Consider the following 23,841-nt stretch of genomic DNA (forward strand, 5'->3'; position numbering starts at 1 on the left):
CAACTCCGGACTCGTCAGAACGTTGAAGAATTCCACCGCCTGGGTCGATCTCGCCCGGCGTCCAATGCTGCTGCAACGTTGATGCAAGACGCTTTGGGCATTACGATCCATGGTGGCTGGCCTTTGGGAAGATGGTTTGGGTGCTTCGTAAACAACCATCCTATCGACCCTTTGGTCAGCCATCTCCCTTTGCTTTCAAGCACTTACGCACGTCGCCGAAGGCCAACCTGCCAAAGTAAGTGCCATTCCCCTTAAATAGACTATTAAACAGACCATCAAACAGCGAACAGCGTCATGCCAGCCTGGGCCAGCCACGCCGAGATGCCCCCTGAACCGTGCACAATCGTGAACATGAGCAACCCCACTCTCGACCTGGCCGACCTCCGCAAAAGCTACGAACGCGCGGAACTCAATGAAGACGCATCGCACGCCGACCCCTTGAAGCAATTCGACCAGTGGCTGAACGAGGCCATTGCGGCGCAGGTGCCGGAGCCCAATGCGATGACACTGGCCACCGTGGACAGCAGCCTGCGACCCTCCACCCGTGTGGTGCTGGTCAAGGGCTATGACGCGCGCGGCATTGTCTGGTTTACCAATTACAAGAGCCGCAAGGGCATCGAGCTGGCCGGTAATCCTTATGCGGCCTTGCAGTTTCACTGGGTCGAACTCGAACGTGTCGTGCGCATTGAAGGCGTGGTCGAGAAAGTCTCCGAGGAAGAAAGCGACGCCTACTTCAACAGCCGCCCGCTGGATTCGCGTATTGGCGCCTGGGCCAGTCCGCAAAGCGAAGTCATTGCCAGCCGCAGTGTGCTGGTGACCAATGCAGCCAAATATGGCGCCAAATTCCTGCTGCAGCCTCCGCGCCCGCCGCACTGGGGCGGCTACCGCCTCCAGCCCGACAACTGGCAGTTCTGGCAGGGCCGCAAAAGCCGTCTGCATGACCGCCTGCGCTACACGCTGCAAGCCGATTCAAGCTGGCTGCGCGAGCGCTTGGCACCCTGAGAATCCGCTACGTCACGAAGTCGCCCAGCCGCTCAATGGCCTGGTGCGCCACCGCCGCGAGCTGTTCGGGGCTCACCCGCTCCGGTGCAATTTCAGCCAGCGGCACCAGCACAAAAGCCCGCGGCAGCATGCGCGGATGCGGCACCGTCAATTGCGCCGAAGCGATGCTGGCGCTGCCGTAGAGCAGCAGGTCCAGGTCCAGCGTGCGCGGGGCGTTCCGGTAGGGTCTTTCGCGGCCGGCCTCCTGCTCGATCCGCTGCAGCTGTTCCAGCAACGCCGGTGCGGCCAGGCCTGTCTCCAGTTCGACCACCGCATTGAGGTAGTCGCCGCCGGGCGCGATGGCCTCGCCCGAATCGGTGTCCAGCGGTGCAGTTTTGTAGAGGCCGGACATCCGGCGGACCTGCGTGAGCGGCAGGCGGTCCAGGGCGCTTGCCGCCTGCCTCAGCGCTGCCGCTGCGTCACCGAGGTTGGCTCCCAGAGCGATGTAGGCCTGAACGACGCGCTCAACACTCACGGCTCACACCCCAAGGTTCAAGGGTTGGTGGCAACACCTGGCGAGGGCTGGTCGCTGCCGCCAGCACCGCCTTCTGCACTGCCGGGATCGGCCGCATTGGCGCGATTCGCCGGTTTGCGACGCCGGCGGCGTTTTCGGGCCGGCGCCGTGTCGCCCTGTTCTGACGAGGTTTCGGGTTGATCGGCGTCCGTGCGGACACTGGATGGGCTGGCGACTGAACCGTCCGCCTCCGCGTCCTGGCGCTTCACGCGCGTGCGCGGATGCTGCGGCTTTTGCAGTTGCTCCTGGCGTGCCTCTTCAATCATGGCGTGGCGTTCATCGTCATACGCGGTGCTGAATTTTTCCCACCACTCGGCCAGCGCCATGTCGACTTCACCGGTCTGCGCGCGCAGGCGCAAAAAGTCAAAACCCGCGCGAAAGCGTGGCTGCTCCAGCAGCGAATACGGCGAGCTGCCAACACGCTTTTCAAACCGCGGCTGCATGGTCCATATTTCCCGCATGTCGGTGCCCAGCTTGCCGCGGCCCGAGACGTCGCCAATCTTGGCGTTGAACGCGTCATCAATCGCATCCTGCAATGCCGGCATCAGGTGTTCGCCCCGCTTGCGGCGCCGCGCCCAGCCGTCGCGCACATCGGACCACAGGATGCACGACAGCAAAAAGCTGGGCGCCACCGGTTTGCCTTCACCCACGCGGCGGTCGGTATCTTTCAGCGCCAGGTTCAGGAAAGGCTCATGGGCAGCATCGACCACCACATCCAGCAGCGGGTAGATGCTGGTACCCAGGCCCAGGGTCTTGAGCTGCTCGATGCTGGCCAGCGAATGGCCTGTCTGCAGCAGCTTGAGCATTTCGTCGAACAGGCGCGACTGCGGCACATCGGCCAGCAGGCCGCTCATCTCGCGCAAGGGCGCTGAGGTCTTGTCTTCAAACTTGAATCCCAGCGCACTGAGTTTGGCGCCAAAGCGGACCGCGCGAATGATGCGCACCGGGTCTTCGCGGTAGCGCACGACCGGGTTGCCGATCATGCGGATGATCTTTTTCTTCGCGTCGCGGATGCCGTTGTGATAATCGACCACGATCTGGGTTTCAGGGTCGTAGTACATGGCGTTGATGGTGAAGTCGCGCCGCGCAGCGTCTTCTTCCAGCGGGCCCCAGACGTTGTCGCGCAGCACGCGGCCCGAGCTGTCGACAGCATGCTTCATGCCGGCCAGCTCGCTCTTGCTGGTTCGCTCGTTGCCGCCCACCTGCTCCGCCAGGCTGCTGTCCAGGTGCGCGCGGAAGGTCGAGACCTCGATGACCTCATGCTCACGGCCACGACCGTAAATCACGTGAACGATGCGAAAGCGCCGGCCGATGATGAAGGCGCGTCGAAACAGGCTCTTGACCTGCTCGGGTGTGGCGTCGGTAGCCACATCAAAGTCCTTGGGCCGCAGGCCGACTAGCAGGTCGCGCACGGCGCCGCCCACCACATAGGCTTCAAATCCCGCGTGTTTCAAGGTGCGCACGACATCCATGGCACGGTCGTCGACCAGCTTGGGGTCGATGCCGTGTTCTTTGGGGCCGACGTCCTGGCGCTTGCCGAAAGGTAATTTTTTGATCCGCCTGCTTTCGGAAGCAGTGGTCTCGGTGCTGCCGGATTTGCCAAACAGCTTGTCGATGAATTTTTTGATCATGAAAACAGAATTTTTCGGGCTAGCCCGTCGTTGCGGGGCGGCTGGCGCCGCCCTGGTCAATTAGAACAGGTCAAGTATGCGCCATCCGCGCTCGGTGGCGATGGCGCGCAGGCGTTCATCCGGATTGGTGGCCACCGGGCAGCTCACCTTCTCCAGGAGCGCCAGGTCGTTGAGGGAGTCGGTGTAAAAGCAGGTTTGCACATCGTGCCAGCCCAGCTGGCGGGTGGCCAGCCACTGCTCCACGCGGGCAACCTTGCCTTCCCGGAAGGACGGCGTGCCCCTGATTTCACCGGTCAGCTGGCCCTGGGCGTCACGCGCCAGCTCCACGGCGATCAGCTCTTTCACACCAAAAGCCTCGGCAATTGGACGGGTCACGAACTCGTTGGTGGCCGTGACGATCACCAGCTCGTCGCCGGCATCGCGGTGCTGTTGAACCAGCGCCAGGGCCTGCGGGGTAATGAGTTTTTGCACCACTTCCTGCATAAAGCGGGCATGGGCAGCCATCGATTTGGCTGCGCCCTGCTCGCGGATGGCCCGCGTGGCAAAGCGCACATAGTCGTGGATGTCGAGCGTGCCGGCGCGGTATTGCGCAAAGAATTCGGCGTTGCGGCGCTTGAACTCGGTGGCCTCGCACCAGCCCTGCGCAATGGTGAACTCGCCCCATTCGTAATCCGAATCAATCGGGATCAGTGTGTGATCCAGGTCGAACAAAGCAATTTTTTGTGTCACGGTCATTGACTCTCCAGCATGGATTTGATCAGCGGGATCGTGATGGCCCGCTTGGTTTGCAGGGCGTAGCTGTCGAGCTGGTCCAGCAGTTGCATGAGGCTTCCGAGGTCGCGCGAAAACCGTGTCAGCATGAAGTCCATGGCGTCATCGCCCAGAAACACGCCGCGTGCATCGGCTTCGCGCCTGAGCACGGCACGGCGCTCCGCTTCGGTCAGGGCCTGCAGGGCAAACACGTGACCCCAGCCCAGGCGCGTGCGCAAGTCCTCACGCAAGGCCAGATCGGCGGGCGGCACCAGGCCGGCGGCCAGCACCCCACGCGGACGGCCATCGGCCGAATTGAGCGCATTGACAAACCAGTTGAATGCGACCTGCTGCTGCACCGCCGTGTAAAGATGGCAGTCGTCCAGAATCACGGCGGCCCAGGATTCGCTGAATTCCGGTGGCTCGAGCATGGACGCATCCATCCAGCCCACCGGGGCGCCCTGCTCCCGCAGCGCCTCGCTGACGGCCCTGAGCAAATGGGTCTTGCCGCTGGCCGGCTCGCCCCACAGGTAGGTCGGCACCGGTGAGCGCAGGGTGTTGCCAGCCCAAAGCTCCAGGTGCTTAAGCGCCGCCTCGTTCGGCCCGCCGAAGAAATTGGCAAACGAGGGGGCGGAGGCCAGCCCGATATCAAGCGCTATCTGTTTCATGCCTGCACACTGCCGGTTTCACGCCTGCTCATGGAAGCCCTCAGGTCGTGTAAAGCCTGCTGGCGATGTAGCTGGCCTTGAGGCGACGAATACCCACCAGCAACACGGCGCTTACCGGCAGTGCCACCAGCACGCCGACAAACCCGAACATCTGACCAAATGCCAGCAAGGCAAAGATAACCGCCAGCGGGTGCAGGCCAATGCGCTCCCCCACCAGCCGCGGCGTGAGATAAAGGCTTTCAATCACCTGCCCCAGCCCATACACCACCGCTACCATGACCAGAGCCTTGATGGAGGCGAATTCCAGCACGCCCGCCAGCACCGCCAGTATCAGCCCCACGCCGAAACCCAGATAGGGAATGAACATCGCCAGCCCGGTAAATACGCCGATGGGCACCGCCAGGTCCAGGCCAAACAGCGCCAGCCCGACGGCATAGAAAACGGCCATGATCAGCATGACCAGCAACTGGCCGCGCAGGTACTGGCCCAGCACTGAATCGGCCTCGCTGGTGAAGCTGTCGAAACCCTCGCGCAGGCGGGGAGGCACCAGCTCCAGCACATGGCCGACAAAATTATCCCAGTCCACCAGCAGGTAAAAAAGTGCCACCGGAATCAGCACGGCATTGCCCATGATGGCCAGCGCCACGCTGCCCCCGAGCTTGAGGGAGGACAGCAGCGAGCCGAAGGCGTCCTCGAAATTGGCATTGAGGTACTTGAGCACAAAGGCCTTGATGCTGGCCACGTCGAGCGACACCCGAAAGCCGAACTTCGCCAGCCAGGGCGCCAATTCGGTGTTGAGGCGGTCCGCCAGCAGCGGCACCTGTTCACGCAGCAGCGGCAATTCCTTGGCCATGATGGGCACGATGAGCAGAAACAGGCCGAACAGCACCACGATAAACAGAAACTCCACCAGCAGCACCGCTACCACGCGCGGCAGGCGGCCCTTGCCGAGGCTGTCCAGCCTGTTCACCAGCGGCGTCAGCGCATAGGCCAGCACCGCCGCCACCACAAAAGGCGTCAGCACCGGGCCCAGCAGCCACAGCGCGACAACGGCCAGCGCCGCAATCAGGCACCAGGCGGCGACGCTTTTTTGGGTGTGGGTGAATTGCATAAAGCCTTGCGGTGAGCTTGCCGAGGGAGGCTGGTAAGGTCCGCCAGGGGTCTGGCAGGACACTGGACACGCAGCCTTTAGAATCTAAGGCTGAATTCTATCGGGCTTGCAGGGCTGCTCCAGACTGCAGACCCCCGCCCACCCGACCGACCGCACCCCATCGCACCAGAGCCCCACCCCATGACCACCTCATCCTCTTCCCCCCTGAGCTACAAAGACGCCGGCGTTGACATTGACGCGGGCGACGCCCTGGTTGAACGCATCAAGCCGCTGGCCAAGAAAACCATGCGCGAAGGCGTGCTGGCCGGCATTGGCGGTTTTGGCGCGCTGTTTGAGGTGCCCAAGCGCTACAAGGAACCGGTGCTGGTAAGCGGCACTGACGGCGTGGGCACCAAGCTGCGCCTGGCCTTTGAATGGAACATGCACGACACCGTCGGCATCGACCTGGTGGCGATGAGCGTCAATGATGTGCTGGTACAGGGTGCCGAGCCGCTGTTCTTCCTGGATTACTTCGCCTGCGGCAAGCTCGATGTGGACACCGCCGCGGCGGTGGTCGGCGGCATTGCCAAAGGCTGCGAATTGAGCGGTTGCGCCCTGATTGGCGGCGAAACGGCTGAAATGCCCGGCATGTACCCCGAGGGCGAGTACGACCTGGCCGGTTTTGCGGTGGGCGCGGTGGAAAAGTCGAAGATCCTGACGGGCAAGGAAGTCCAGACCGGCGACGTGGTGCTGGGCCTGGCCAGCAGCGGCGTGCATTCCAACGGCTTCAGCCTGGTGCGCAAATGCATCGATCGCGCCGGCGCCGACTGCCCCGCCACGCTGGATGGCAAGCCCTTCAAGCAAGCCCTGATGGAGCCCACCCGGCTGTACGTCAAGAACGTACTGGCCGCGCTGGCGGCGCATCCGATCAAGGCGCTGGCCCACATCACCGGCGGTGGCCTGCTGGAAAACATTCCGCGCGTGCTGCCCGAGGGCACGGCGGCTCACCTCAAAAAAGGCAGCTGGCCGCAAACCGAGCTGTTTGCCTGGCTGCAAAAGACCGCCGGTATCGACGACTTTGAGATGAACCGCACCTTCAACAACGGCATCGGCATGGTGGTGGTGGTGGACGCCGCCAGCGCGCAGGCCACGGCCAAAACCCTGCGTGACGCCGGTGAACAGGTTTATGAGATTGGCGTGATCGCCCCCCGCGGCGAGGGCGCCGCCGTCATCGTCGGCTGATCCGGCCGCGATGGCTGACCGGCAAGCCCCTCCGGTAAACACCGTGGCTAACAACGCCAGCCGCTCGCAGCGTCTTCCGGCCGGCATCTGGGCACTGGGCTTTGTCAGCCTGCTCATGGACATTTCTTCCGAGATGATCCACAGCCTGCTGCCGGTCTTCATGGTCACGGTGCTGGGCACCAGCATGTGGGCCGTCGGCCTGATCGAGGGCTTTGCCGAAGCCACGGCGCTCATCGTCAAGGTGTTCTCGGGCGTGCTCAGCGACTACTGGGGAAAGCGCAAGCCGCTGGCGGTATTCGGCTACGGCCTGGGTGCGCTGTCAAAACCGCTCTTTGCGCTGGCCACAACCACTGGCATGGTGATGGCCGCCCGCCTGATTGACCGCGTCGGCAAAGGCCTGCGCGGCGCCCCGCGCGATGCGCTGGTGGCCGATCTGGCGCCGCCCAACCTGCGCGGCGCGGCTTTCGGGCTGCGCCAGGCGCTCGATACCGTGGGGGCCTTCCTCGGCCCCCTGATTGCGATGGGCCTGATGCTGCTCTGGGCCAATGATTTCCGGGCCATCTTCTGGGTGGCCATCATTCCCGGCTTTCTGGCCGTGGCCCTGCTGCTGTTCGGCGTGCGCGAGCCCGTGCGCGACCGGCAGGCGCCGCGGCTCAACCCGATCAGCAAAGACAACCTGAAGCGCCTGAGCGGACCGTACTGGCGGGTGGTTGCCATCGGCGCCGTGTTCACGCTGGCGCGCTTCAGCGAAGCGTTTTTACTGCTGCGGGCGCTGCAGGGTGGCCTGCCGGTCGCCTACACGCCGCTGGTACTGATCGGGATGAACATGGTCTATGCCCTGGGCGCCTACCCCTTCGGCAAGCTGTCGGACTCGGTGAGCCACACCACGCTGCTGGCCTGGGGGCTGGCGGTGCTGATTGGCGCCGATGCGCTGCTGGCCTACAGCAACCACTGGACCTGGGTCTGGGCGGGCATCGCGCTGTGGGGCCTGCACATGGCCATGACCCAGGGCTTGCTGGCCACCATGGTGACCAACGCCGCACCGCCCGACCTGCGCGGCACGGCGTTCGGGTTTTTCAACCTGGTGAGCGGCCTGGCGATGCTCCTGGCCAGCACGCTGGCGGGAGTGCTGTGGGACCAGCTAGGCGCACCGGTGACCTTTGCCGCCGGCGCGGTCTTCAGCCTGGTGGCGCTGGCCATGCTCTGGCGCTGGCATGGCACCCGTCTCTGGAGCACCTGACAGGGCACCCGACTGCGTCCGACCCTGAGGCGGTTACCGGTCAGTGTGCGATCAGTTTGGCCATTTCGGAACCTGGCCGGTGTTGGCGGGCAAAAGAGGCGCCGTGAAACCCTATCCCCGCCGGACGCCCAAAGTCAGTGTTTCCCCCGCAATTGGGCGACGCGCTCGCTCATCGCGTCAATGTCCAGTGCATCCTCGGCATGCGCCAGGTAGGTTTCCAGATCGGTCACCGCCTGGGTCACTTCCCCCTGGGCTGCCCAGGCCAGCCCGCGGTCCCGGTACTCGGGCCAGGCGTCGGGCTGCAGCACGATCAGGCGGTCTTCCACGGCAATCAGGCGTGGCCAGTCTTCCTGGGTTTTGTGGATTTCCTTCAGGTTGCGCAGCATGCGGCTGATGATGTCGCGCGGCGGCGCTGACTGCAGGTACAAGCCCATGGGCACCTCGAACTCTTCCGCCATGCTGCCGCGCTGGCGGAACGGCTCCAGCCGCTCGGCCAGCTCTTCGCGGCTCAGGGACTGCCCGCTGAACGGATCTATCACCACCTGGCCCTTGGGCAGGTTGACCTTGACCATAAAATGCCCTGGAAAGGCCACCCCGCGCGCGTTCAGGCCCAGCCCCAGGGCCAGTTCCAGCCACAGCACGGCCAGCGTGATGGGAATGCCACGCCGCGTGCGCAGCACGGCGTTCAGGTAGCTGTTGTCGGGGTCGTAGTAGTCGTTGACGTTGCCGCCAAAACTCAGGTCGTGGAAAAAGAACTGGTTCAGCGCGCGCAGGCGTTGCAGCGCGGGTGCGTCCGCCGGCAGGCGGCGCTTGAGGCGGGCCAGCAGCTGGTCCACATCGCCCAGCACCTGCTGCACGTCAAGGTCGGGGTATTCATCCTGGGCCAGGCTGATGGCGGCTTCCAGCAGGGGGAAATGCTCATCGCTCTGCACCAGGCTGGAGAAATACTGCAATGGGGACGGTACGGCCAGATTTAATTGCATGGCATTACTTTCTCACAAACTGGCACCGCTGTGGGGATCAGGTATACCCCCGGTTCGTCCCGACCGACAAAAGGCAGACCGGGCAGACCGGGCAGACCGGGTCGACCGGATCAGCGCCGGACCAGCTGGCGAAGCTTCAGCCCGGAGAACCAGAGCGCTGCAAAATAAATAGCCGCTGATACACATAAAACAAGGGCCAACAGGCCAATCCGTTGCAAATATGCATCTTTGAGGCCGATCCAGCTGACACGGCCTGCGGCCCACAGCAAAAAAACCGCCAGCAACGCGCTGGCAGCCAGGACCTGGCAGGCGAATGCACCCCAGCCGGGGGCGGGTGTGTAGCTGCCGCGCCGCATCAGTCCAACCAATAGCCACAGCGCATTGATCAGCGCCCCGATGCCGATGGCCAGCGCCAGCCCGGCGTGCTGCAAAACCGGCACCAGCGCCAGATTGAGCAATTGCGTGATGACCAGCACCACCACCGCAATGCGCACGGGCGTGCGGATGTCCTGGCTGGCATAAAAGCCCGGCGCCAGCACCTTGATGGCCACCAGGCCCAGCAGGCCTGCGCCGTAGCCCATCAGCGCGGTGGTGGTCTGTTGCACGTCGCGGTCGGTAAAGGCGCCGTAGTGGTAGAGCGTGGCGACCAGCGGCTGGGCAAAGGTCAGCAGGGCTACCGCGCACGGCACGGCCAGCACCACCACGATGCGCAGGCCCCAGTCCAGCATGGCTGAGTATTTGGCGGCGTCGCTGGCCGCCTTGGCCGCCGCCAGCTGCGGCATCAGCACCACGCCGATGGCCACGCCCAGCATGGCCGTCGGGAACTCCATCAGCCGGTCGGCATAGGTCAGCCAGCTCACGCTGCCGGGCGTCAGGTGCGAGGCGATCTGGGTGTTGATCAGCAGGGAAATCTGCGCCACGCTGACCCCCAGCAAGGCAGGAACCATCAGTTTGGCGATGTTTTTGGTTGCCGTGTCGGCCCAGGCAGCCTGAACGCGTGCCCAGTTCAATCCGATTTTTGGCAGCAGGCCCAGGCGCAGCAAGGCCGGCACCTGCACCGCCAGCTGCAAAACCCCACCCAGCATCACGCCGGCGCCCAAGGCGTACACGGGCTCAATGCCCTGCGCCCGGAACCAGGGCGCGCCCAGCCAGGCGGCCGCAATCATGGCCAGGTTCAACAGCACCGGCGTCGCCGCCGACACCGCAAAACGCCGCCAGGTATTGAGCACGCCGGACGACAACGCCACCAGCGACATGAAGGCGATGTAGGGGAACATCCAGCGGGTCATGAACACGGCGGCTTCAAAACCACGCGGCTCCTGCTTCAGGCCGCTGGCCATGGCCCATACCAGCACCGGCGCCCCCGCCACGCCTATCACGCAGGTCAACAGCAGCGCCCAGGTCAACAGCGTCGCGACCCGGTCGATCAGCAGCCTGGTTTCGGCATCGCCGTTGTTGGCCTTGCTGGCCGCCAGCACGGGCACAAAGGCCTGGCTGAAGGCGCCTTCGGCAAACAGGCGGCGAAACAGGTTGGGAATGCGAAACGCCACGTTGAAGGCGTCGGTCATGGCGCTGGCGCCAAAAGTCGAGGCAATCAGCAGTTCCCGCACCAAACCGGTGATTCGGGAGACCAGGGTCAGCAGGGATACGGTGGAGGCGGCTTTAAAAAGTGACACCCGTGGAGTTTATAGCCCCCACGGTCGCTCACTGCGTGTAGCTCCCGAGGCCTTGCAGGCCGCGGCTCGCGAGACGCTTCGCCTCTGTCGCCTGTCCAAGCCTGCGCAGGCAGGCTTGGAGCCGCGGGCTCCAGCCCCTCGGGCCGCTGCGCCTGCGGCCCGGCGAAGCCGGTTCCGCGGCCCCTGCTGGTGTAAGTCCTTCTTGGTCTAAAACCACCATTTCCGGCCTGAAACTCCGCCGTCGTATAATCCAAGGCTTTGCTGCAACATCCACAGACTCCTCCCCAGGATTAAAGGAAACTATATATGGCTACCGCCAAACCCAAGAAAAAGAACCCGCGCCTTGCGTCGGGCCGCAAACGCGTCCGCCAGGACGTCAAACTCAACGCCGCGAACACCTCGCTGCGCTCCAAATACCGTACCGCTGTGAAAAACGTCGAAAAAGCCGTTGCAGCCGGTGACAAGGACAAGGCCAAAGACCTGTTCGCCAAAGCCCAGAGCATTGTGGACATAGTGGCCGACAAAGGCATCTTCCACAAGAACAAGGCAGCGCGCGATAAAAGCCGTCTGTCCGCCAAGGTGAAAGCCCTGGCACTGGCCCCCGCAAAGGCCGCCTGATCTTTCAGGCAAACCGCCCGGACTGATTTTTCGGTCCGCCGTTTTGTAGGGTGCGCTGCAGCAAAGCAAAAAGCCGTCGAAAGACGGCTTTTTTGTTTTCAACTCCGGGAAAGCGTAGCGAGCGGGGGTGGGGCGGGACAAGGCACACGCAGCACAAAAAGAATGTACTCAGGCAGATAAAGATTGCGGGCACCGCGCAATCCCGCATCGTGCCCGCGCAGCCGCTTTAAAGCTTATCGGGAATCAGGCAAGCTTCGGCCACCTGCAGTTCATTGTCCCTGGCAAAGTTGATCACAAAGTCCCAGGCCATGGGCTCGACATCTCGCAACTCGGCGTTGACGACCACGCACTTGAGACCATTGATGACCGTGGGAACGCACCAGGGCGAATAGGTGAGGTGGCTGCCCGGCTGCGGCCCGCCGGGACGGAACTGGCTCATCACACCGCACAACCTGTCGGCCCAGTCGCTGGGCCGGAAGGTTTTGCCGTCTCGGGTAATGCCCTGAATAAAGACTTCTTTGGCGGAGTTGGAGACCATCTGATGGAGGGTTTGTCGCGTGCCAGGAGCTGGGGGTATTGCGCCATGCTGCACCGCACCATGATTGTATCTTATATAAGACTCAAGTCCTGACTGTCACTCCAATTCTGCGCATTGCTGTGATGCACTATCGTCACAAAAGCCCGCGAAGTCTGCGCCTAAAATTGCTGCATGCCCGCCGGCTTCCCGGCGGCCGCCTGTTCCCCGCCTTGCCCGGAGTTTTCCCATGAACGCAGCCCTGCCCCAGCCCATCGAAGCCGCCTCACCCCACGTCATGAACACCTATGGCCGCCTGCCCATCGCGTTGTCGCATGGCCAGGGTTGCCGCGTCTGGGACGTCAACGGCAAATCCTACCTGGACGCGCTGGGCGGTATTGCCGTGAATACCGTCGGCCACAACCACCCGAAACTGGTGCCTGCGCTGCAGGAGCAGATCGGCCGGTTGATCCACACTTCCAACTACTACCATGTGCCGCTGCAGGAAACGCTGGCGGCCAAGCTGGTGGAGCTGTCGGGCCTGGAGAACGTGTTTTTCTGCTCCACCGGCCTTGAAGCCAACGAAGCTGCGCTGAAACTGGCGCGCAAATTCGGCCATGACAAGGGCATCGAGAGGCCGGAGATCGTGGTCTATGAAAAAGCCTTCCATGGCCGCAGCATCGCCACCCTGAGCGCCACCGGCAACGCCAAGGTGCAGGCCGGCTTCGGCCCGCTGGTCGAAGGCTTCATCCGTGTGCCGCTCAACGACCTGGAGGCCCTGAAGGCCGCCACGGCCGGCAACCCGAATGTGGTCGCGGTGTTTTTTGAAGCCATCCAGGGCGAAGGCGGCATCAACAGTATGAAGGACGAGTACCTGCGGGAGGTGCGCGCCCTCTGCGACGAGCGCGACTGGCTGCTCATGATCGACGAAGTGCAGTGCGGCATGGGCCGCACCGGCAAATGGTTTGCCCACCAGTGGTCCGGTATCAAGCCCGATGTCATGCCGCTGGCCAAGGGGCTGGGATCGGGCGTGCCGATCGGCGCGGTGGTGGCCGGCCCCAAGGCTGCCCATATTTTTAGCCCCGGCAACCACGGCTCGACCTTTGGCGGCAATCCGCTGGCCATGCGCGCCGGCGTGGAAACCCTGCGCATCATGGAAGAAGAAGGCCTGCTGGCCAATGCGGTCAAGGTGGGCGAGCACCTGCGGGCGGCGCTGGCGCGCGAACTGGCCGACGAGCCGGGCTTGAAGGAAATCCGCGGCCGCGGCCTGATGCTGGGCATTGAGCTGACCAAGCCTTGCGGGGAACTGCTTGCCCGCGCTGCCGAGAAAGGCCTGCTGCTGAGCGTGACGGCCGACACCGTGATCCGCCTGGTGCCTTCGCTCATCATGACCACCGCAGAAGCCGATGAAGTCGTGGCGATTGTGGTCCCGCTGATCAAGCAGTTATTGAAAGAGAAAGCATGACCAAGAGCGTGACCAAGGCAACGAAATCCGGGGCCGGCGAATCAGCCGAAGCGAAAAGCACCGCGGCCAGGCCCATCAGGCACTATTTGCAGTTCAGCGACCTGAATGCCGGCGAGTACGCCTACCTGTTCGAGCGGGCGGCGGTCATCAAGAAAAAGTTCAAGGCCTACGAAAAACACCAGCCGCTGGCTGACCGCACGCTGGCGATGATTTTCGAAAAAGCCTCGACCCGCACCCGCGTCAGCTTTGAGGCCGGCATGTACCAATTGGGCGGCAGCGTGGTGCACCTCACCACGGGCGACAGCCAGCTGGGCCGCGCCGAACCGATCGAGGACAGCGCCAAGGTCATCAGCCGCATGGTCGACCTGGTGATGATCCGCACCTTCGAGCAGACCAAGATTGACCGCTTTGCCGAACATTCGCGCGTGCCGGTCATCAACGGCCTGACCAACGAATTCCACCCCTGCCAGATCCTGGCCGACATCTTCACCTACATCGAGCACCGCGGTTCCATCAAAGGGAAAACGGTGGCCTGGGTCGGCGACGGCAACAACATGGCCAACACCTGGCTGCAGGCCAGCGAGATCCTCGGCTTCAAGGTGCATGTGAGCACGCCCGGCGGCTATGAAGTCGACCAGTCCATCGCCGGTATCCGCTCGGCCGAAAGCTACCAGGTCTTCAAGGACCCGATGCAGGCCTGCGCCGGCGCCGACCTGGTCACCACCGATGTGTGGACCAGCATGGGCTATGAAGCCGAAAACGAGGCACGCAAGAAAGCCTTTGCCGACTGGTGCGTCGATGCCGACATGATGCGGGCCGCCAAGCCCGATGCCCTGTTCATGCACTGCCTGCCCGCGCACCGCGGCGAAGAGGTCGAAGCCGACGTCATTGACGGGCCGCAGTCCGTGGTCTGGGACGAGGCGGAAAACAGGATGCATGTGCAGAAGGCACTCATGGAGTTCCTGCTGCTCGGACGGATTGACTGATCAGGTCCTCGCCTTCCTGTCAGCCTGTTGAATTCGACCCGCCTGGACCCGCAAGGTTCACGGCCGTGGAGGCGCGGGTGCAGGACGGCTGCCCTCGCCCCCTGAAGCCAAAAGGCATGAACCGTCCCAATCCATGGGACGAAGGCTGAACTCGCCAACCGTGCAGCGGCATCCTCTGCTTGTACCGTCCGCACCCGCACACCAAAATGAACTTCGACTCCCTTTGAGGGGAGCCTGAATATCCATCAATCATTTTGGACCGTGCTACGCCATGTATATCAGTGAACAGCTTCTCAACCCGAACGAGCGCCGGCTGCGCTTGTCCACGCAACTGGGCGTGCAAAGTGTCGTGCTGGACAACCGCGGCACCGAACTGGTTTCCGCCACCGGTGGTGTCAGCGCCTGGGACGCCGCCAAACTGGCAAGCTACCGCAAATGGGTTGAAAGTTTCGACTTGAAACTGGACGTCTTCGCCCTCGACGTCGGCTCCATCCTGCTGGACTCGCTGGTCGACCTCGACAGCGCCCGCAAGCAGCGGGACGTATTGGCGCAGAACATCCAGAAAGCCGCCGACGCCGGCATCACCTGCCTCAAGTACAACGTGCAGATGGTGGGCATCACGCGCACCGGCCTCAAACCCGGACGAGGCGGCGCCCGCAACTCGGGCTTCGTGTACGCCGAATACACGCAGGAAGGCGATCGCCAGAACTCTTACTGGGGCGTGGGCTACCCGACCAACCAGGACGAAGGCGATGCCGAAACCGCCATGCTGTGCGGCCAGAAACTGGCGCGCGAAGTGCCACCGGTGACGGAAAAGGCCGGCTGGGATGCGATCGAGTTTCTGGTCGAAGGCCTCGTACCCGCCGCCGACAAGGCGGGCGTGCGGCTGGCCTGCCACCCGCATGACCCGGCCTACCCCGTGGGCGGGCTCAACGGCATCGAGCACGTGGTCGGTTCGGCCGGCGGCCTGCGCAAATTCCTGGCGATAAGCCCCAGCAAGAACCACGGCCTGAACTTCTGCCAGGGCACCGTGGCCGAGATGTTCAGGGAGCCGGGCAAGCACATGATTCCCGTCATCGAGGAATTTGCGTCCACCGGACGTATTTTCATGGTGCACTTTCGCAACATCCGCGGCGGCTACCTGGACTTCCAGGAAGTGTTCCCGGACGAGGGGGACGTCGACATGTTCCAGGCCATCAAGGCCTACCAGCGCGGCGGCTATGCCGGCCCGCTGTGCCCGGACCATGTGCCGGTGTCGGACCTTGACGAAAACCGCGAGCGCTTCATGTCGTTCGCGCTGGGTTACACGCGCGGCCTGCTGCAGGCTGCCGGCGTCTGGTCCACGCCCCGCCACTGACTTTTCCGGCCAGCAGGCCGGTGCTGCGAAATGGCTGGTGGGGCTGCTGGGCCGGCGAACCCGGGATGCGCCGGCAGCGCAGGCCGACTTGCCCCCGGTTGGGGCCCTGATTTGTCCCATGGGTTGGGACTTTCAAGCCGCTCTCCGCGAAAACCCCTGTAGGCCCCGCCGGAGGCGTCACCCAGAATGACCGGGCTTGCTCGTACCAGAGCAACTTCCAACACTCATCGGAGAAAACATGTTTCGACGCCATCTCGTTTGCCTGAGCGCCATCGCAGCGCTGGGCTTCGCGCTTCCGCTGGCCGCCCAGGCCCAGACCGACTACCCGACCAAACCGGTCAAGCTGATCGTGCCGTTCCCGGCCGGCGGCACCAGCGACATCATGGGCCGCATGATCGCCGAGGAGCTCACCAAGGCGCTCAAGCAGCCCTTCGTGGTGGAGAACATCGGCGGCGCCGGCGGCGTCATCGGTGCCGAGCGCGCCGCCAAGGCCACACCCGATGGTTACACGCTGGTGCTCAGCGGTGTCGGCCAGAACGCGGTGGCGCACGGCCTCAATCCCAAGCTGGCCTATGACTCGAACAAGGATTTCATCCACATCACCCAGATCCACTCCGGCCCCAACGTACTGGTGGTGCACCCCGACACGCCCTTCAAGACCTTCAAGGAACTGGTCGACTACGGCAAGGCCAACCCCGGCAAGCTGAACTACGGCTACACCCACGCGGCGTCCGGCCACATGGCGATGGAGCTGCTCAAGCAGACCGTGGGCACCTGCACCGGCGCCAAGGGCAACCAGAGCTGCAAGGGCCTGTACATGGTGGGCATTCCCTACCGCGGCGGCGGCCCGATGATGACCGACATCCTGGGCGGCCAGATCCCGATGATGTTCATCAACCAGGACGTGGCGCTGCCGCATGTGAAGGCCGGCAAACTGCGGGCGCTGGCGGTCTCCAGCCTGTCGCGCAACCCGCTGTACCCGGACGTGCCGACGATTGCCGAGTCGGGCTACCCCGGCTTCTCTGCGCTGTCCTGGTCAGGCCTGTCAGCGCCCAAGGGCACGCCCAAGGCCATTGTGGACAAGCTCGAAGCGGCCGCGGTCAAGGCCATGCAGAGTCCGGCGATCAAGACCCGCATGGAGTCGCAGGGCTTTGTGGTGCCCTCGCTGGGCTCGGCCGACTACACGTCCTTCGTCGCCAAGGAAGTGGACCGCTGGACCCGTGTGATCAAGATCGCGGGAATCAAGGCGGAATAAGGAGCCCGTGGGCGGCGGCCGGCGTCAGGCGCTGGCCCGCTCCACCAGCGAAAACCCCAGGTCCAGCACCCTGCCGCCGCGGGGTTTCGCCACACCGGCGAAGCGTTCGAGCAGCATCTGGCCGGCGCACCGGCCCAGCTCCGTCGCCTGCACCCGTACCGTGGTGAGCGGCGGGAACGCGGCCTCGGCCATCGCCAGATCCGAGAAGCCGACAACCGCCATGCGCTGCGGTACCTGCCACTGCTGCTGCCGGCAATACAGCAAGGCGCCCATGGCCAGAATGTCGTTGCTGCAAAACACGGCATCCAGCGCCGGGCAGCGTGCCGCCAGGCGTTCCATGGCCGCCGTACCGGCCGCGATGCTGGAAGCCGGCGGGAGCAATTCCGTGGGCAAGCCGGCCACGTCGACATCGTCCAGCCCCTGCTTTTTCAGCACCGCCGCCAGGCCCGCCAGCCGCTTGAGCGAACGCTCCTCCCGGGCGCCCAGAAAACCGATACGGCGATAGCCACGGGCCAGCAGAAAGCGGCCCACCGCCTCGCCCACACCGGTGTGGGAGACGCCCACCGCCATGTCGATGGGCGATGCCGGCAGATCCCAGATTTCCATCACCGGCAAGCCCAGCCGGCGCAGTTTGGCCCGCACCGCCTTCTCGTGCGTCGCACCCGTCAGCACGATCGCGTCGACGCGCCGGCCCAGAAAGGCATCCACCAGTCCGGCCTCGGCCTCGGGGTGGTAGCTCGACTGGGCCAGCATCAGCTGGTAGCCTGCCGGTGCCAGTGCCGCAGCCAGGCCATTCATGGCATCTGCAAACCAGGCGTTGGACAGCGTGGGCACCACCGCGCCGACGATGCGCGAGCGGGCCGACGCCAGGCTGCCGGCGGTGAGGTCCGGCACATAGCCCAGCTGCTTCACCGCAGCCCGCACACGGGCCAGCGTGGCCGGCGACACCTTGCCCGGCTCGTTCAATGCCCGGGAGACAGTGACCAGGGCCACGCCGGCGGCCGCCGCGACATCGGCCATGCGGGCGCCGCGCAAGCCGGCGGCGCGCCTGGAAACATTCATCGACGGGCCATCTTTCGGATCTTCCTTCAGGTCATCTTTTGGGTCTTTGGCCATGCTTTTCCAGCCATCTTCCGGATTTGTCCCGCATCCTGGGATGGGCACGGCAGTTACGGCCATAGCTACTTGAATAGCTGCTTGGATTGTGCGGCAGCACGGTGCAAAATGGAAGCGCTTCCATACACAAGGAGATTTTCACGTGGCAGTTGAATCCAACATCGTTTCCTACGCCCAGGTCGCGTCCGACGCGCGCACCGCCGCCGACACCGGCGACCGCATCGAATGGGTCAAGCTCTCGCTGACCTTCCTGCCGCTGGCCACGCCGGTTAGCGACGCCAAGGTGCTCACCGGCCGGCAAAAGCCGCTGACCGAGATCGCCTTCATCTTCGCCGAGATCCGCACCCGTGACGGCCACGAAGGCATCGGCTTCGGCTACAGCAAGCGCGCTGGCGGCCCCGGCATGTACGCCCACGCCAAGGAACTAGCGCCCAACCTGATCGGGGAAGACCCAAACGACATCCAGAAAATCTTCACCAAGCTGCTGTGGGCCGGCGCTTCCATGGGTCGCAGCGGCCTGACGACACAGGCCATCGCGCCCTTCGACATCGCCCTGTGGGATTTGAAGGCCAAGCGCGCCAGGCTGCCGCTGGCCAAGCTGCTGGGCGCGCAGCGCGACTCGGTGCAGTGCTACAACACCTCGGGCGGCTACCTGCACACGCCGCTGGACCAGGTGCTGAAGAACGTGGCCATCTCGCGCGAGAGTGGCATCGGCGGCATCAAGATCAAGGTGGGCCAGCCCGACCTGTCCATCGACATCGAGCGGGTGGGCGCGGTGCGCAAGCTGCTGGGTGACGGCTTCCCGCTGATGGTGGACGCCAACCAGCAATGGGACCGCCAGAAGGCCACGCGCGCCTGCCGTGCCTTCGAGGACTTCGACCTGACCTGGATCGAGGAGCCGCTGGACGCGCATGACTTCGAAGGCCACGGCCTGCTGGCCGATCGCTTCGACACCGCTATCGCCACCGGAGAGATGCTGACCTGCTTCGACGAGCATGCGCAGCTCATCATGGCGGGCACAGACTTCATCCAGCCCGATGCGCCGCGCGTGGGGGGCATCACGCCCTTCCTGAAGATCATGGCCCTGGGCGAGTTCAAGCAGCGCAAGCTGGCGCCCCACTTCGCGATGGAGATCCACCTGCACCTGGCGGCCGCCTATGGCATTGAGCCCTGGCTGGAACACTTCGAATGGCTGGGCCCGCTGTTCAACGAGCAGATGCAGCTCAAGGATGGCCGCATGTGGGTGTCCGACCGCCCGGGCCTGGGGTTCTCGCTGAGCGAGCAGGCCTTGGCATGGACGACAGAAACACAGGAATTCGGCAAGCGGCCATGAAAAGGCCCTGAAAACCTCACGAATAGCCATGAATTTCATGGCTATTCGTCTGCGGACTATTTGGGCACTGCATCTTTTTTTGCAAAGAACGCGAGCGTGGACTGCGCGGACCGTCCCCCTCAGTCACTGCGCAGGTGATACCCCCGCCCCGCATAGTCAAAGTCGACCAGCTCGTTGATCGCCACCGTCTTGTCGGCCGGCGCCGCATAGTAGGCGCGGATCTCGGCGATCTTGCCCGTCTGGGGATCGAAGCGGTACCACTCATCACCGCGCAGGGCCGTGCCGCTCTTGTTCTTCCAGTGCGTCCACTCGATCACCGCTTCGGGGCTGTTATGGCTGACCAGGATTTTCTCGATGGTCCATTGCGAACCCAGCGTGTCGACACACCAGATCCACTTGCGGGCAATGGTGTCGGCGCCGCGCCAGGGGATCTCCGGCAGGCCCGCCGGAAAGTAATGCACCGCGTCGGGGGTGAAGCAGTCCATCAGGGCCTGGTAGTCGGCCGCGTTGCAGGCGTCGAAGTAACGGCGGATCAGGGCCTTGTAGTGCTCGGGGCTGAAGGTGGTCATAGGGGTCCTTGGTTTTGCTCCCTCTCCCCCTGGGAGAGGGCGGGGGTGAGGGCCTCCCCCAGAGGAAGAGGAAAGAATGCGTCAGCGGCTGCCGGCGGGCTTGACGGGCGCAATGGCCGGACGGCTGGCGGCCACCCACGCCTTGTATTGCGCGCGTGTGGCTTCGCTGGGCGGATACAGACCCCACAGCGCTTCGCCGGCCTGCACGCGCAGGCCGATGTAGGCTTCGATGTCGTCGCGCGCCTCGCACAGGTTGGCCATCTCCTCGGCCAGATGGGCGGGGATCACCGTGATGTTGTCGCCGTCACCATGGATGACATCGCCGGGATAAATCGCCACGCCGGCACAACCAATGGGCACCTGCAGGTCGGCCACATGGTGATAGGACAGCCGGGTGGTGGCGGTCACGCCGGTACACCAGATTGGAAAGTCCATCTGCGCCAGCTCCGTGCCATCGCGAAAGGAACCGTCGGTGACCACACCGCGGGCACCGCGCATCATCATGCGGGTGATCAGCATGTTGCCCATCGAGGCGGCACGTCCGTCCTTGTTGCTGTCGATCACCAGCACATGGCCGGGCTCAACCTGCTCGACACCGACCCACTGCAGGTTGTCGGCGTTGGGCGAAGTCGTGAGGTTGCCGTACACATCGACGTCTTCGCGTGCCGGTATGAAGCGCATGGTGTAGGCACGGCCGGCGAAGGGCTTGATTTTCTTGTTGAGCGGCGTCAGTCCGTGCAGCACAGGCTGGCGAAAACCCTTGATGTACAGCTGCGTCGTCAGCGAACCGCTGGTGACTTTGGCCAGGCGGTCAAGCACCGAATCGGGAACATGAACGGCAGGGGTGCGCTGCGGAATCACCGGCAGTGGCGGAGGGTTGATGGCGTGGGTCATGGGTGTAGGCTCAAAAAATGATGTCTCAAATTGTGGGTATGACTTCAGGGCACATTCAGGGCGCATGGTGAGCGGCCTGACGATTCAATCGTAATAAGATCACGGAATATTTCCATCGGGTATCTGCACCCGCGGCAGACCCAACATCAGTCAATTTCCACATATTGGGACAAATAAAGTGGCAACCAGTAGTGGCGACGGCACCGGCGCGCTTGAGAAAGCGATCGACGTCCTGGAGGCGGTGGGTGCCACCGCCGAGGGCCTGAGCCAGGCCGACATCACCGCACGCCTGGCCCTGCCGCGCACCACGGTGTACCGCCTGCTGGCGACACTGGTGGCGCGCGGCCTGCTGCGGCGCGACCCGGTGCGCAAGGTGTACCGGCTGGGCTTTCGCTGCTTCGAGATGGCGCGCCAGGCTTATGCCCTGCCCGACCTGGTGGCTGCGGCCGCCGTTGAACTGCGGGCGCTGCGCGACCTGACCGGGGAGACCTCCTACCTCGCCACACTGGACGGCGCGGAAGTGATCTCGCTGGAGCGCTACGACGGCGCGCACAGCAAGCGCTCGGCGGCCGCGCTCGGCCAGCGCAAGCCGGCGTATTGCACCAGCCAGGGCAAGGCCATTTTGTCGGCCATGAGCGATGCGGAGCGCGATGCGCTGGTGCGCGACATGACGCTCAAGCCACTGACGCCGCTCACCATCACGGACCGCCGGCGGCTGCAGGCCGATCTCAGGATCACCGCGGCGCGAGGTTACTCGATCGACGACGAGGAGATCGTGCTGGGGGTGCGCTGCGTGGGCGCACCGGTGGTCGATCCGCAGGGCAAAGTGCGCGGCGCCATCAGCGTGGCAGGGCCAGCCTGGCGCCTGACGCGCGAACGGCTGGAATTGCTGGGCCCGGAAGTGGCGGACGCCGCCCGGCGCATTGGCGCGCAACTCAAGGACAGCCTGAAGCTGGCTGATGATTCAGCCCTGCAGCCCGTGCCCGGCCCCTGGGCCTTTTTCGGCAATCACCCCCAGTGGTGCGCGCGCCGCCAGCGCCTGTACTGGGTCGACTCGCTGGCGCCCTCGCTGCGGGTTTTTGATGGCGAAACCGACCGGCTGATTGCACAGGTGGACCTGCCCGTGAGCGGACTGATCCTGCAGGACGAGGACTTCATCCTGACGCATCAATCCGGCGCCTCGCGCATTTCCGCCGATGGCGCGGCAGTGCCCGTGACGGCCTGGCCCGGCGGCGTGCTGCAGGCGATCTGCACCGACGACAGCCAGGCGATCTGGGCCGCGTTCGAGGTGGCCAGCGGCGGGAGCGCGGTCGGCACGATAGCGCCGTCCGGCACCTTCAAGCCGCGCTGGCACCTGACCGAGCCGGTGCAGTGCCTGCGCTATCGGCCGGAAGACGGAACCCTGTATGCCTGCGCCCCGGCTTCCGGCGACATCCTGACGATGAAGCCCGGCACAACGGCCATCCGCCGGCTGACCACGGTGCCCAAGGGCTCGGGCCGCGTCAGCGGCATTGCGTTTGATGCCACAGGCGGCGTATGGACAGCCTTGCGGGATGGCTGGAGCGTGGTCCGGATCTCACCCGAGGGCAGCCTGGACCGCGTGATCGGCCTGCCCGTCCCGTGCCCCACCGACCTGGCATTCGGAGGCTCCGACCTCAGCCGGCTCTATGTGACGACGGCCAGGCAGCCGGTCTCGCTCGATGCACTGGCCAACGCGCCGTGGTCGGGCCGGCTGTTTGCGCTGGATGTGAATTGACGCCATAGCGCGGCGGAGCCACGCGGGGCCCGGTACGCCGCCGTCATGTGCCGGTTGTCTTGGTCCGCTTGCTCCCCTTTTGTGCCAGCTTCTGTGCCGGCTTCTGCGCCGGCTTCCGCCCCGCAGCCTGTGTCGATTTCCGGCCAGGCGTCTGAACCTCTTCGTTCTGAACATCTTCGGCCACCAGGCGCAAACAATCCATCAATTGCTCGCTGCTCGGCGTCAGCCGTCGCCCCCGCACGGTGATGAGGCCGATGGGGGGCAGCTCAATCGGTACCTCGATGGGCAAAATGTCCAACAGGCCCTCCTTCTCAAAGTGCAGGGCCACCGAGCGCGCCAGGAAACCGGCCGCCTCACGCTGCTGCACAAAAGTGCTGAGCACCAGGAAGGACGAGGTTTCGACAATGTCGACCGGCGGGTTCAGCCCGTGGCGAAAGAAAGTCTGCTCGATCTTCACACGCAGTGAAGCCCAGGGCGGCGGCAGTACGCAGGGCATGGCGGCCAGATCGGCCCAGCCCGGGGTTTTGCGCCGCGCCAGTGCATGGCCGCGCCTGACCACCACCTTCATCGGTTCGTTGAACAGCGCCTCGGTCACCAGGTCCGGCGCGGCGTAGCCAGGCTCCAGCCGGCCGACAAACAGGTCCAGTTCGCCCAGGCGCAGTTTGGGCAGCAGGTGTGTGAGGTCGCCCTCCTCCACCAACACCGTGGCCTGCGCCGAACGCTGCTTGAGCAACTTGACCGCGCCGGCCAGCAGGACCGGCATCGCCACCACCATGGCACCAACGCGGGTGCGGCCCGCCGCCCCGCTGGCAACCGCTGCAATTTCATCGCGCGTGCGTTCGTATTCCGCGAGCACCGAGCGCGCAAAACGCACGATGGCCTGGCCGCTGGAAGTGGGCACCGTGCCGCGCGTGGAACGCTCAAACAGCGTCAGGTCGAGCATGCTCTCGACCTCGGTCAGCATTTTCGAGACGGCCGGCTGGCTGACCGACAGGAACTCGGCCGTTCGGCCCAGATGGCGAAACTGGTCCAGCGCCACCATCAGTTGCAGGTGGCGCAGCTTGATGTTGGAGCGAAGGACACGGTCAATCTGGGCCATGGTTCATGTTAACCCAGAGGCTATGAAGTGATTCCACTATTCGA

At 64.3% G+C, this 23,841-nt stretch carries 22 protein-coding genes; 10 read left to right on the forward strand and 12 right to left on the reverse strand.

Features of this window, described 5'->3' with window-relative positions; genetic code table 11:
* The first annotated feature begins 351 nt into the window (after positions 1–351).
* Positions 352–1,002, forward strand: coding sequence for a pyridoxamine 5'-phosphate oxidase (gene pdxH / locus AC1DUR_RS23815; protein ID WP_477720787.1), 651 nt, complete (start codon positions 352–354; stop codon positions 1,000–1,002).
* Positions 1,003–1,009: 7 nt separating this feature from the next.
* Here pdxH and folK read toward each other — a convergent pair whose 3' ends face one another.
* From folK to AC1DUR_RS23840, 5 genes are read right to left on the reverse strand one after another with little or no spacing between them, the layout of a single operon-like run.
* Complete coding sequence (folK, locus tag AC1DUR_RS23820; RefSeq protein ID WP_477720788.1) at positions 1,010–1,516, reverse strand: 2-amino-4-hydroxy-6-hydroxymethyldihydropteridine diphosphokinase; 507 nt, start codon at positions 1,514–1,516, stop codon at positions 1,010–1,012.
* Positions 1,517–1,533: 17 nt separating this feature from the next.
* Entirely contained in the window at positions 1,534–3,186 is a 1,653-nt protein-coding gene (gene pcnB, locus AC1DUR_RS23825) for a polynucleotide adenylyltransferase PcnB (protein WP_477720789.1), read from the reverse strand.
* Between the two features lie 60 nt (positions 3,187–3,246).
* Positions 3,247–3,921 (reverse strand): histidinol-phosphatase, encoded by a 675-nt coding sequence (locus AC1DUR_RS23830; RefSeq protein ID WP_477720790.1) that lies wholly within the window; start codon positions 3,919–3,921, stop codon positions 3,247–3,249.
* Entirely contained in the window at positions 3,918–4,604 is a 687-nt protein-coding gene (gene hda / locus AC1DUR_RS23835; RefSeq protein ID WP_477720791.1) for a DnaA regulatory inactivator Hda, read from the reverse strand. Before hda ends, AC1DUR_RS23830 begins: the two co-directional genes overlap by 4 nt.
* A 40-nt stretch (positions 4,605–4,644) precedes the next feature.
* Entirely contained in the window at positions 4,645–5,715 is a 1,071-nt protein-coding gene (locus tag AC1DUR_RS23840; protein ID WP_477720792.1) for an AI-2E family transporter, read from the reverse strand.
* 180 nt (positions 5,716–5,895) lie between these two features.
* On the opposite strand from AC1DUR_RS23840, the gene purM reads away from it, so the two are divergent.
* Together purM and AC1DUR_RS23850 are read left to right on the forward strand one after the other, a co-directional pair.
* The gene (purM, locus tag AC1DUR_RS23845) at positions 5,896–6,936 is read left to right on the forward strand and encodes a phosphoribosylformylglycinamidine cyclo-ligase (protein ID WP_477720793.1); all 1,041 of its coding nucleotides are present in this window, start codon (positions 5,896–5,898) and stop codon (positions 6,934–6,936) included.
* 43 nt (positions 6,937–6,979) lie between these two features.
* The gene (locus tag AC1DUR_RS23850) at positions 6,980–8,176 is read left to right on the forward strand and encodes an MFS transporter (protein WP_477720794.1); all 1,197 of its coding nucleotides are present in this window, start codon (positions 6,980–6,982) and stop codon (positions 8,174–8,176) included.
* Positions 8,177–8,310: 134 nt separating this feature from the next.
* Here the strand turns inward: AC1DUR_RS23850 and AC1DUR_RS23855 are convergent, their stop codons facing one another.
* On the reverse strand, positions 8,311–9,159 hold the full coding sequence (locus AC1DUR_RS23855; RefSeq protein ID WP_477720795.1) for a SirB1 family protein: 849 nt from the start codon (positions 9,157–9,159) through the stop codon (positions 8,311–8,313).
* A 110-nt stretch (positions 9,160–9,269) separates the two neighbouring features.
* Positions 9,270–10,835 (reverse strand): murein biosynthesis integral membrane protein MurJ, encoded by a 1,566-nt coding sequence (gene murJ, locus AC1DUR_RS23860; RefSeq protein ID WP_477720796.1) that lies wholly within the window; start codon positions 10,833–10,835, stop codon positions 9,270–9,272.
* Between the two features lie 306 nt (positions 10,836–11,141).
* On the opposite strand from murJ, the gene rpsT reads away from it, so the two are divergent.
* Entirely contained in the window at positions 11,142–11,453 is a 312-nt protein-coding gene (gene rpsT / locus AC1DUR_RS23865) for a 30S ribosomal protein S20 (protein WP_477720797.1), read from the forward strand.
* Between the two features lie 226 nt (positions 11,454–11,679).
* Here the strand turns inward: rpsT and AC1DUR_RS23870 are convergent, their stop codons facing one another.
* Positions 11,680–11,991, reverse strand: coding sequence for a DUF3579 domain-containing protein (locus AC1DUR_RS23870; RefSeq protein ID WP_477720798.1), 312 nt, complete (start codon positions 11,989–11,991; stop codon positions 11,680–11,682).
* A gap of 226 nt (positions 11,992–12,217) precedes the next feature.
* Here AC1DUR_RS23870 and AC1DUR_RS23875 point away from each other — a divergent pair, with 226 nt between their 5' ends.
* From AC1DUR_RS23875 to AC1DUR_RS23890, 4 genes are all read left to right on the forward strand, one after another.
* Positions 12,218–13,432 carry an acetylornithine/succinylornithine family transaminase gene (locus AC1DUR_RS23875; RefSeq protein WP_477720799.1) on the forward strand — a complete coding sequence of 405 codons (1,215 nt, stop codon included), beginning with the start codon at positions 12,218–12,220 and terminating at the stop codon, positions 13,430–13,432.
* A complete protein-coding gene (argF, locus tag AC1DUR_RS23880) occupies positions 13,429–14,418 on the forward strand; it encodes an ornithine carbamoyltransferase (protein ID WP_477720800.1) in 990 nt (329 codons plus the stop codon). The genes AC1DUR_RS23875 and argF overlap by 4 nt, the downstream gene beginning before the upstream one ends.
* 271 nt (positions 14,419–14,689) lie before the next feature.
* Positions 14,690–15,775: a mannonate dehydratase gene (locus AC1DUR_RS23885; protein WP_477720801.1), complete on the forward strand. Its 1,086-nt coding sequence runs from the start codon at positions 14,690–14,692 to the stop codon at positions 15,773–15,775.
* Positions 15,776–16,013: 238 nt separating this feature from the next.
* The gene (locus tag AC1DUR_RS23890) at positions 16,014–17,030 is read left to right on the forward strand and encodes a Bug family tripartite tricarboxylate transporter substrate binding protein (protein WP_477720802.1); all 1,017 of its coding nucleotides are present in this window, start codon (positions 16,014–16,016) and stop codon (positions 17,028–17,030) included.
* 24 nt (positions 17,031–17,054) lie between these two features.
* On the opposite strand, the gene AC1DUR_RS23895 is transcribed toward AC1DUR_RS23890, so the two are convergent.
* A complete protein-coding gene (locus tag AC1DUR_RS23895; RefSeq protein WP_477720803.1) occupies positions 17,055–18,146 on the reverse strand; it encodes a LacI family DNA-binding transcriptional regulator in 1,092 nt (363 codons plus the stop codon).
* 142 nt (positions 18,147–18,288) lie between these two features.
* On the opposite strand from AC1DUR_RS23895, the gene AC1DUR_RS23900 reads away from it, so the two are divergent.
* Positions 18,289–19,479, forward strand: a complete 1,191-nt coding sequence (locus tag AC1DUR_RS23900; RefSeq protein ID WP_477720804.1) for an L-talarate/galactarate dehydratase — start codon at positions 18,289–18,291, stop codon at positions 19,477–19,479.
* 119 nt (positions 19,480–19,598) lie between these two features.
* On the opposite strand, the gene AC1DUR_RS23905 is transcribed toward AC1DUR_RS23900, so the two are convergent.
* Together AC1DUR_RS23905 and AC1DUR_RS23910 are read right to left on the reverse strand one after the other, a co-directional pair.
* Positions 19,599–20,048, reverse strand: coding sequence for a nuclear transport factor 2 family protein (locus tag AC1DUR_RS23905; RefSeq protein ID WP_477720805.1), 450 nt, complete (start codon positions 20,046–20,048; stop codon positions 19,599–19,601).
* A gap of 81 nt (positions 20,049–20,129) precedes the next feature.
* The gene (locus AC1DUR_RS23910) at positions 20,130–20,942 is read right to left on the reverse strand and encodes an RraA family protein (protein ID WP_477720806.1); all 813 of its coding nucleotides are present in this window, start codon (positions 20,940–20,942) and stop codon (positions 20,130–20,132) included.
* A 178-nt stretch (positions 20,943–21,120) separates the two neighbouring features.
* Between AC1DUR_RS23910 and AC1DUR_RS23915 the strand changes: the two genes are divergently transcribed.
* Complete coding sequence (locus AC1DUR_RS23915; protein ID WP_477720807.1) at positions 21,121–22,698, forward strand: IclR family transcriptional regulator domain-containing protein; 1,578 nt, start codon at positions 21,121–21,123, stop codon at positions 22,696–22,698.
* A gap of 43 nt (positions 22,699–22,741) precedes the next feature.
* On the opposite strand, the gene AC1DUR_RS23920 is transcribed toward AC1DUR_RS23915, so the two are convergent.
* Positions 22,742–23,797, reverse strand: coding sequence for a LysR substrate-binding domain-containing protein (locus AC1DUR_RS23920; RefSeq protein WP_477720808.1), 1,056 nt, complete (start codon positions 23,795–23,797; stop codon positions 22,742–22,744).
* Between the last annotated feature and the right edge of the window lie 44 nt (positions 23,798–23,841).

The sequence above is a fragment of the Polaromonas sp. P4_F4 genome (genome assembly GCF_056401355.1).

What these genes read in the sequence shown, in the direction of transcription:
- argF (WP_477720800.1), top strand. Translation starts at nt 13,429, where the DNA reads ATGACCAAGAGCGTGACCAAGGCAACGAAATCCGGGGCCGGCGAATCA.
- AC1DUR_RS23885 (WP_477720801.1), top strand. Translation starts at nt 14,690, where the DNA reads ATGTATATCAGTGAACAGCTTCTCAACCCGAACGAGCGCCGGCTGCGC.
- AC1DUR_RS23875 (WP_477720799.1), top strand. Translation starts at nt 12,218, where the DNA reads ATGAACGCAGCCCTGCCCCAGCCCATCGAAGCCGCCTCACCCCACGTC.
- AC1DUR_RS23920 (WP_477720808.1), bottom strand. Translation starts at nt 23,797, where the DNA reads ATGGCCCAGATTGACCGTGTCCTTCGCTCCAACATCAAGCTGCGCCAC.
- hda (WP_477720791.1), bottom strand. Translation starts at nt 4,604, where the DNA reads ATGAAACAGATAGCGCTTGATATCGGGCTGGCCTCCGCCCCCTCGTTT.
- AC1DUR_RS23890 (WP_477720802.1), top strand. Translation starts at nt 16,014, where the DNA reads ATGTTTCGACGCCATCTCGTTTGCCTGAGCGCCATCGCAGCGCTGGGC.
- pcnB (WP_477720789.1), bottom strand. Translation starts at nt 3,186, where the DNA reads ATGATCAAAAAATTCATCGACAAGCTGTTTGGCAAATCCGGCAGCACC.
- purM (WP_477720793.1), top strand. Translation starts at nt 5,896, where the DNA reads ATGACCACCTCATCCTCTTCCCCCCTGAGCTACAAAGACGCCGGCGTT.
- AC1DUR_RS23905 (WP_477720805.1), bottom strand. Translation starts at nt 20,048, where the DNA reads ATGACCACCTTCAGCCCCGAGCACTACAAGGCCCTGATCCGCCGTTAC.
- AC1DUR_RS23910 (WP_477720806.1), bottom strand. Translation starts at nt 20,942, where the DNA reads ATGACCCACGCCATCAACCCTCCGCCACTGCCGGTGATTCCGCAGCGC.
- AC1DUR_RS23870 (WP_477720798.1), bottom strand. Translation starts at nt 11,991, where the DNA reads ATGGTCTCCAACTCCGCCAAAGAAGTCTTTATTCAGGGCATTACCCGA.
- AC1DUR_RS23830 (WP_477720790.1), bottom strand. Translation starts at nt 3,921, where the DNA reads ATGACCGTGACACAAAAAATTGCTTTGTTCGACCTGGATCACACACTG.
- AC1DUR_RS23840 (WP_477720792.1), bottom strand. Translation starts at nt 5,715, where the DNA reads ATGCAATTCACCCACACCCAAAAAAGCGTCGCCGCCTGGTGCCTGATT.
- pdxH (WP_477720787.1), top strand. Translation starts at nt 352, where the DNA reads ATGAGCAACCCCACTCTCGACCTGGCCGACCTCCGCAAAAGCTACGAA.
- AC1DUR_RS23855 (WP_477720795.1), bottom strand. Translation starts at nt 9,159, where the DNA reads ATGCAATTAAATCTGGCCGTACCGTCCCCATTGCAGTATTTCTCCAGC.
- AC1DUR_RS23895 (WP_477720803.1), bottom strand. Translation starts at nt 18,146, where the DNA reads ATGGCCAAAGACCCAAAAGATGACCTGAAGGAAGATCCGAAAGATGGC.
- rpsT (WP_477720797.1), top strand. Translation starts at nt 11,142, where the DNA reads ATGGCTACCGCCAAACCCAAGAAAAAGAACCCGCGCCTTGCGTCGGGC.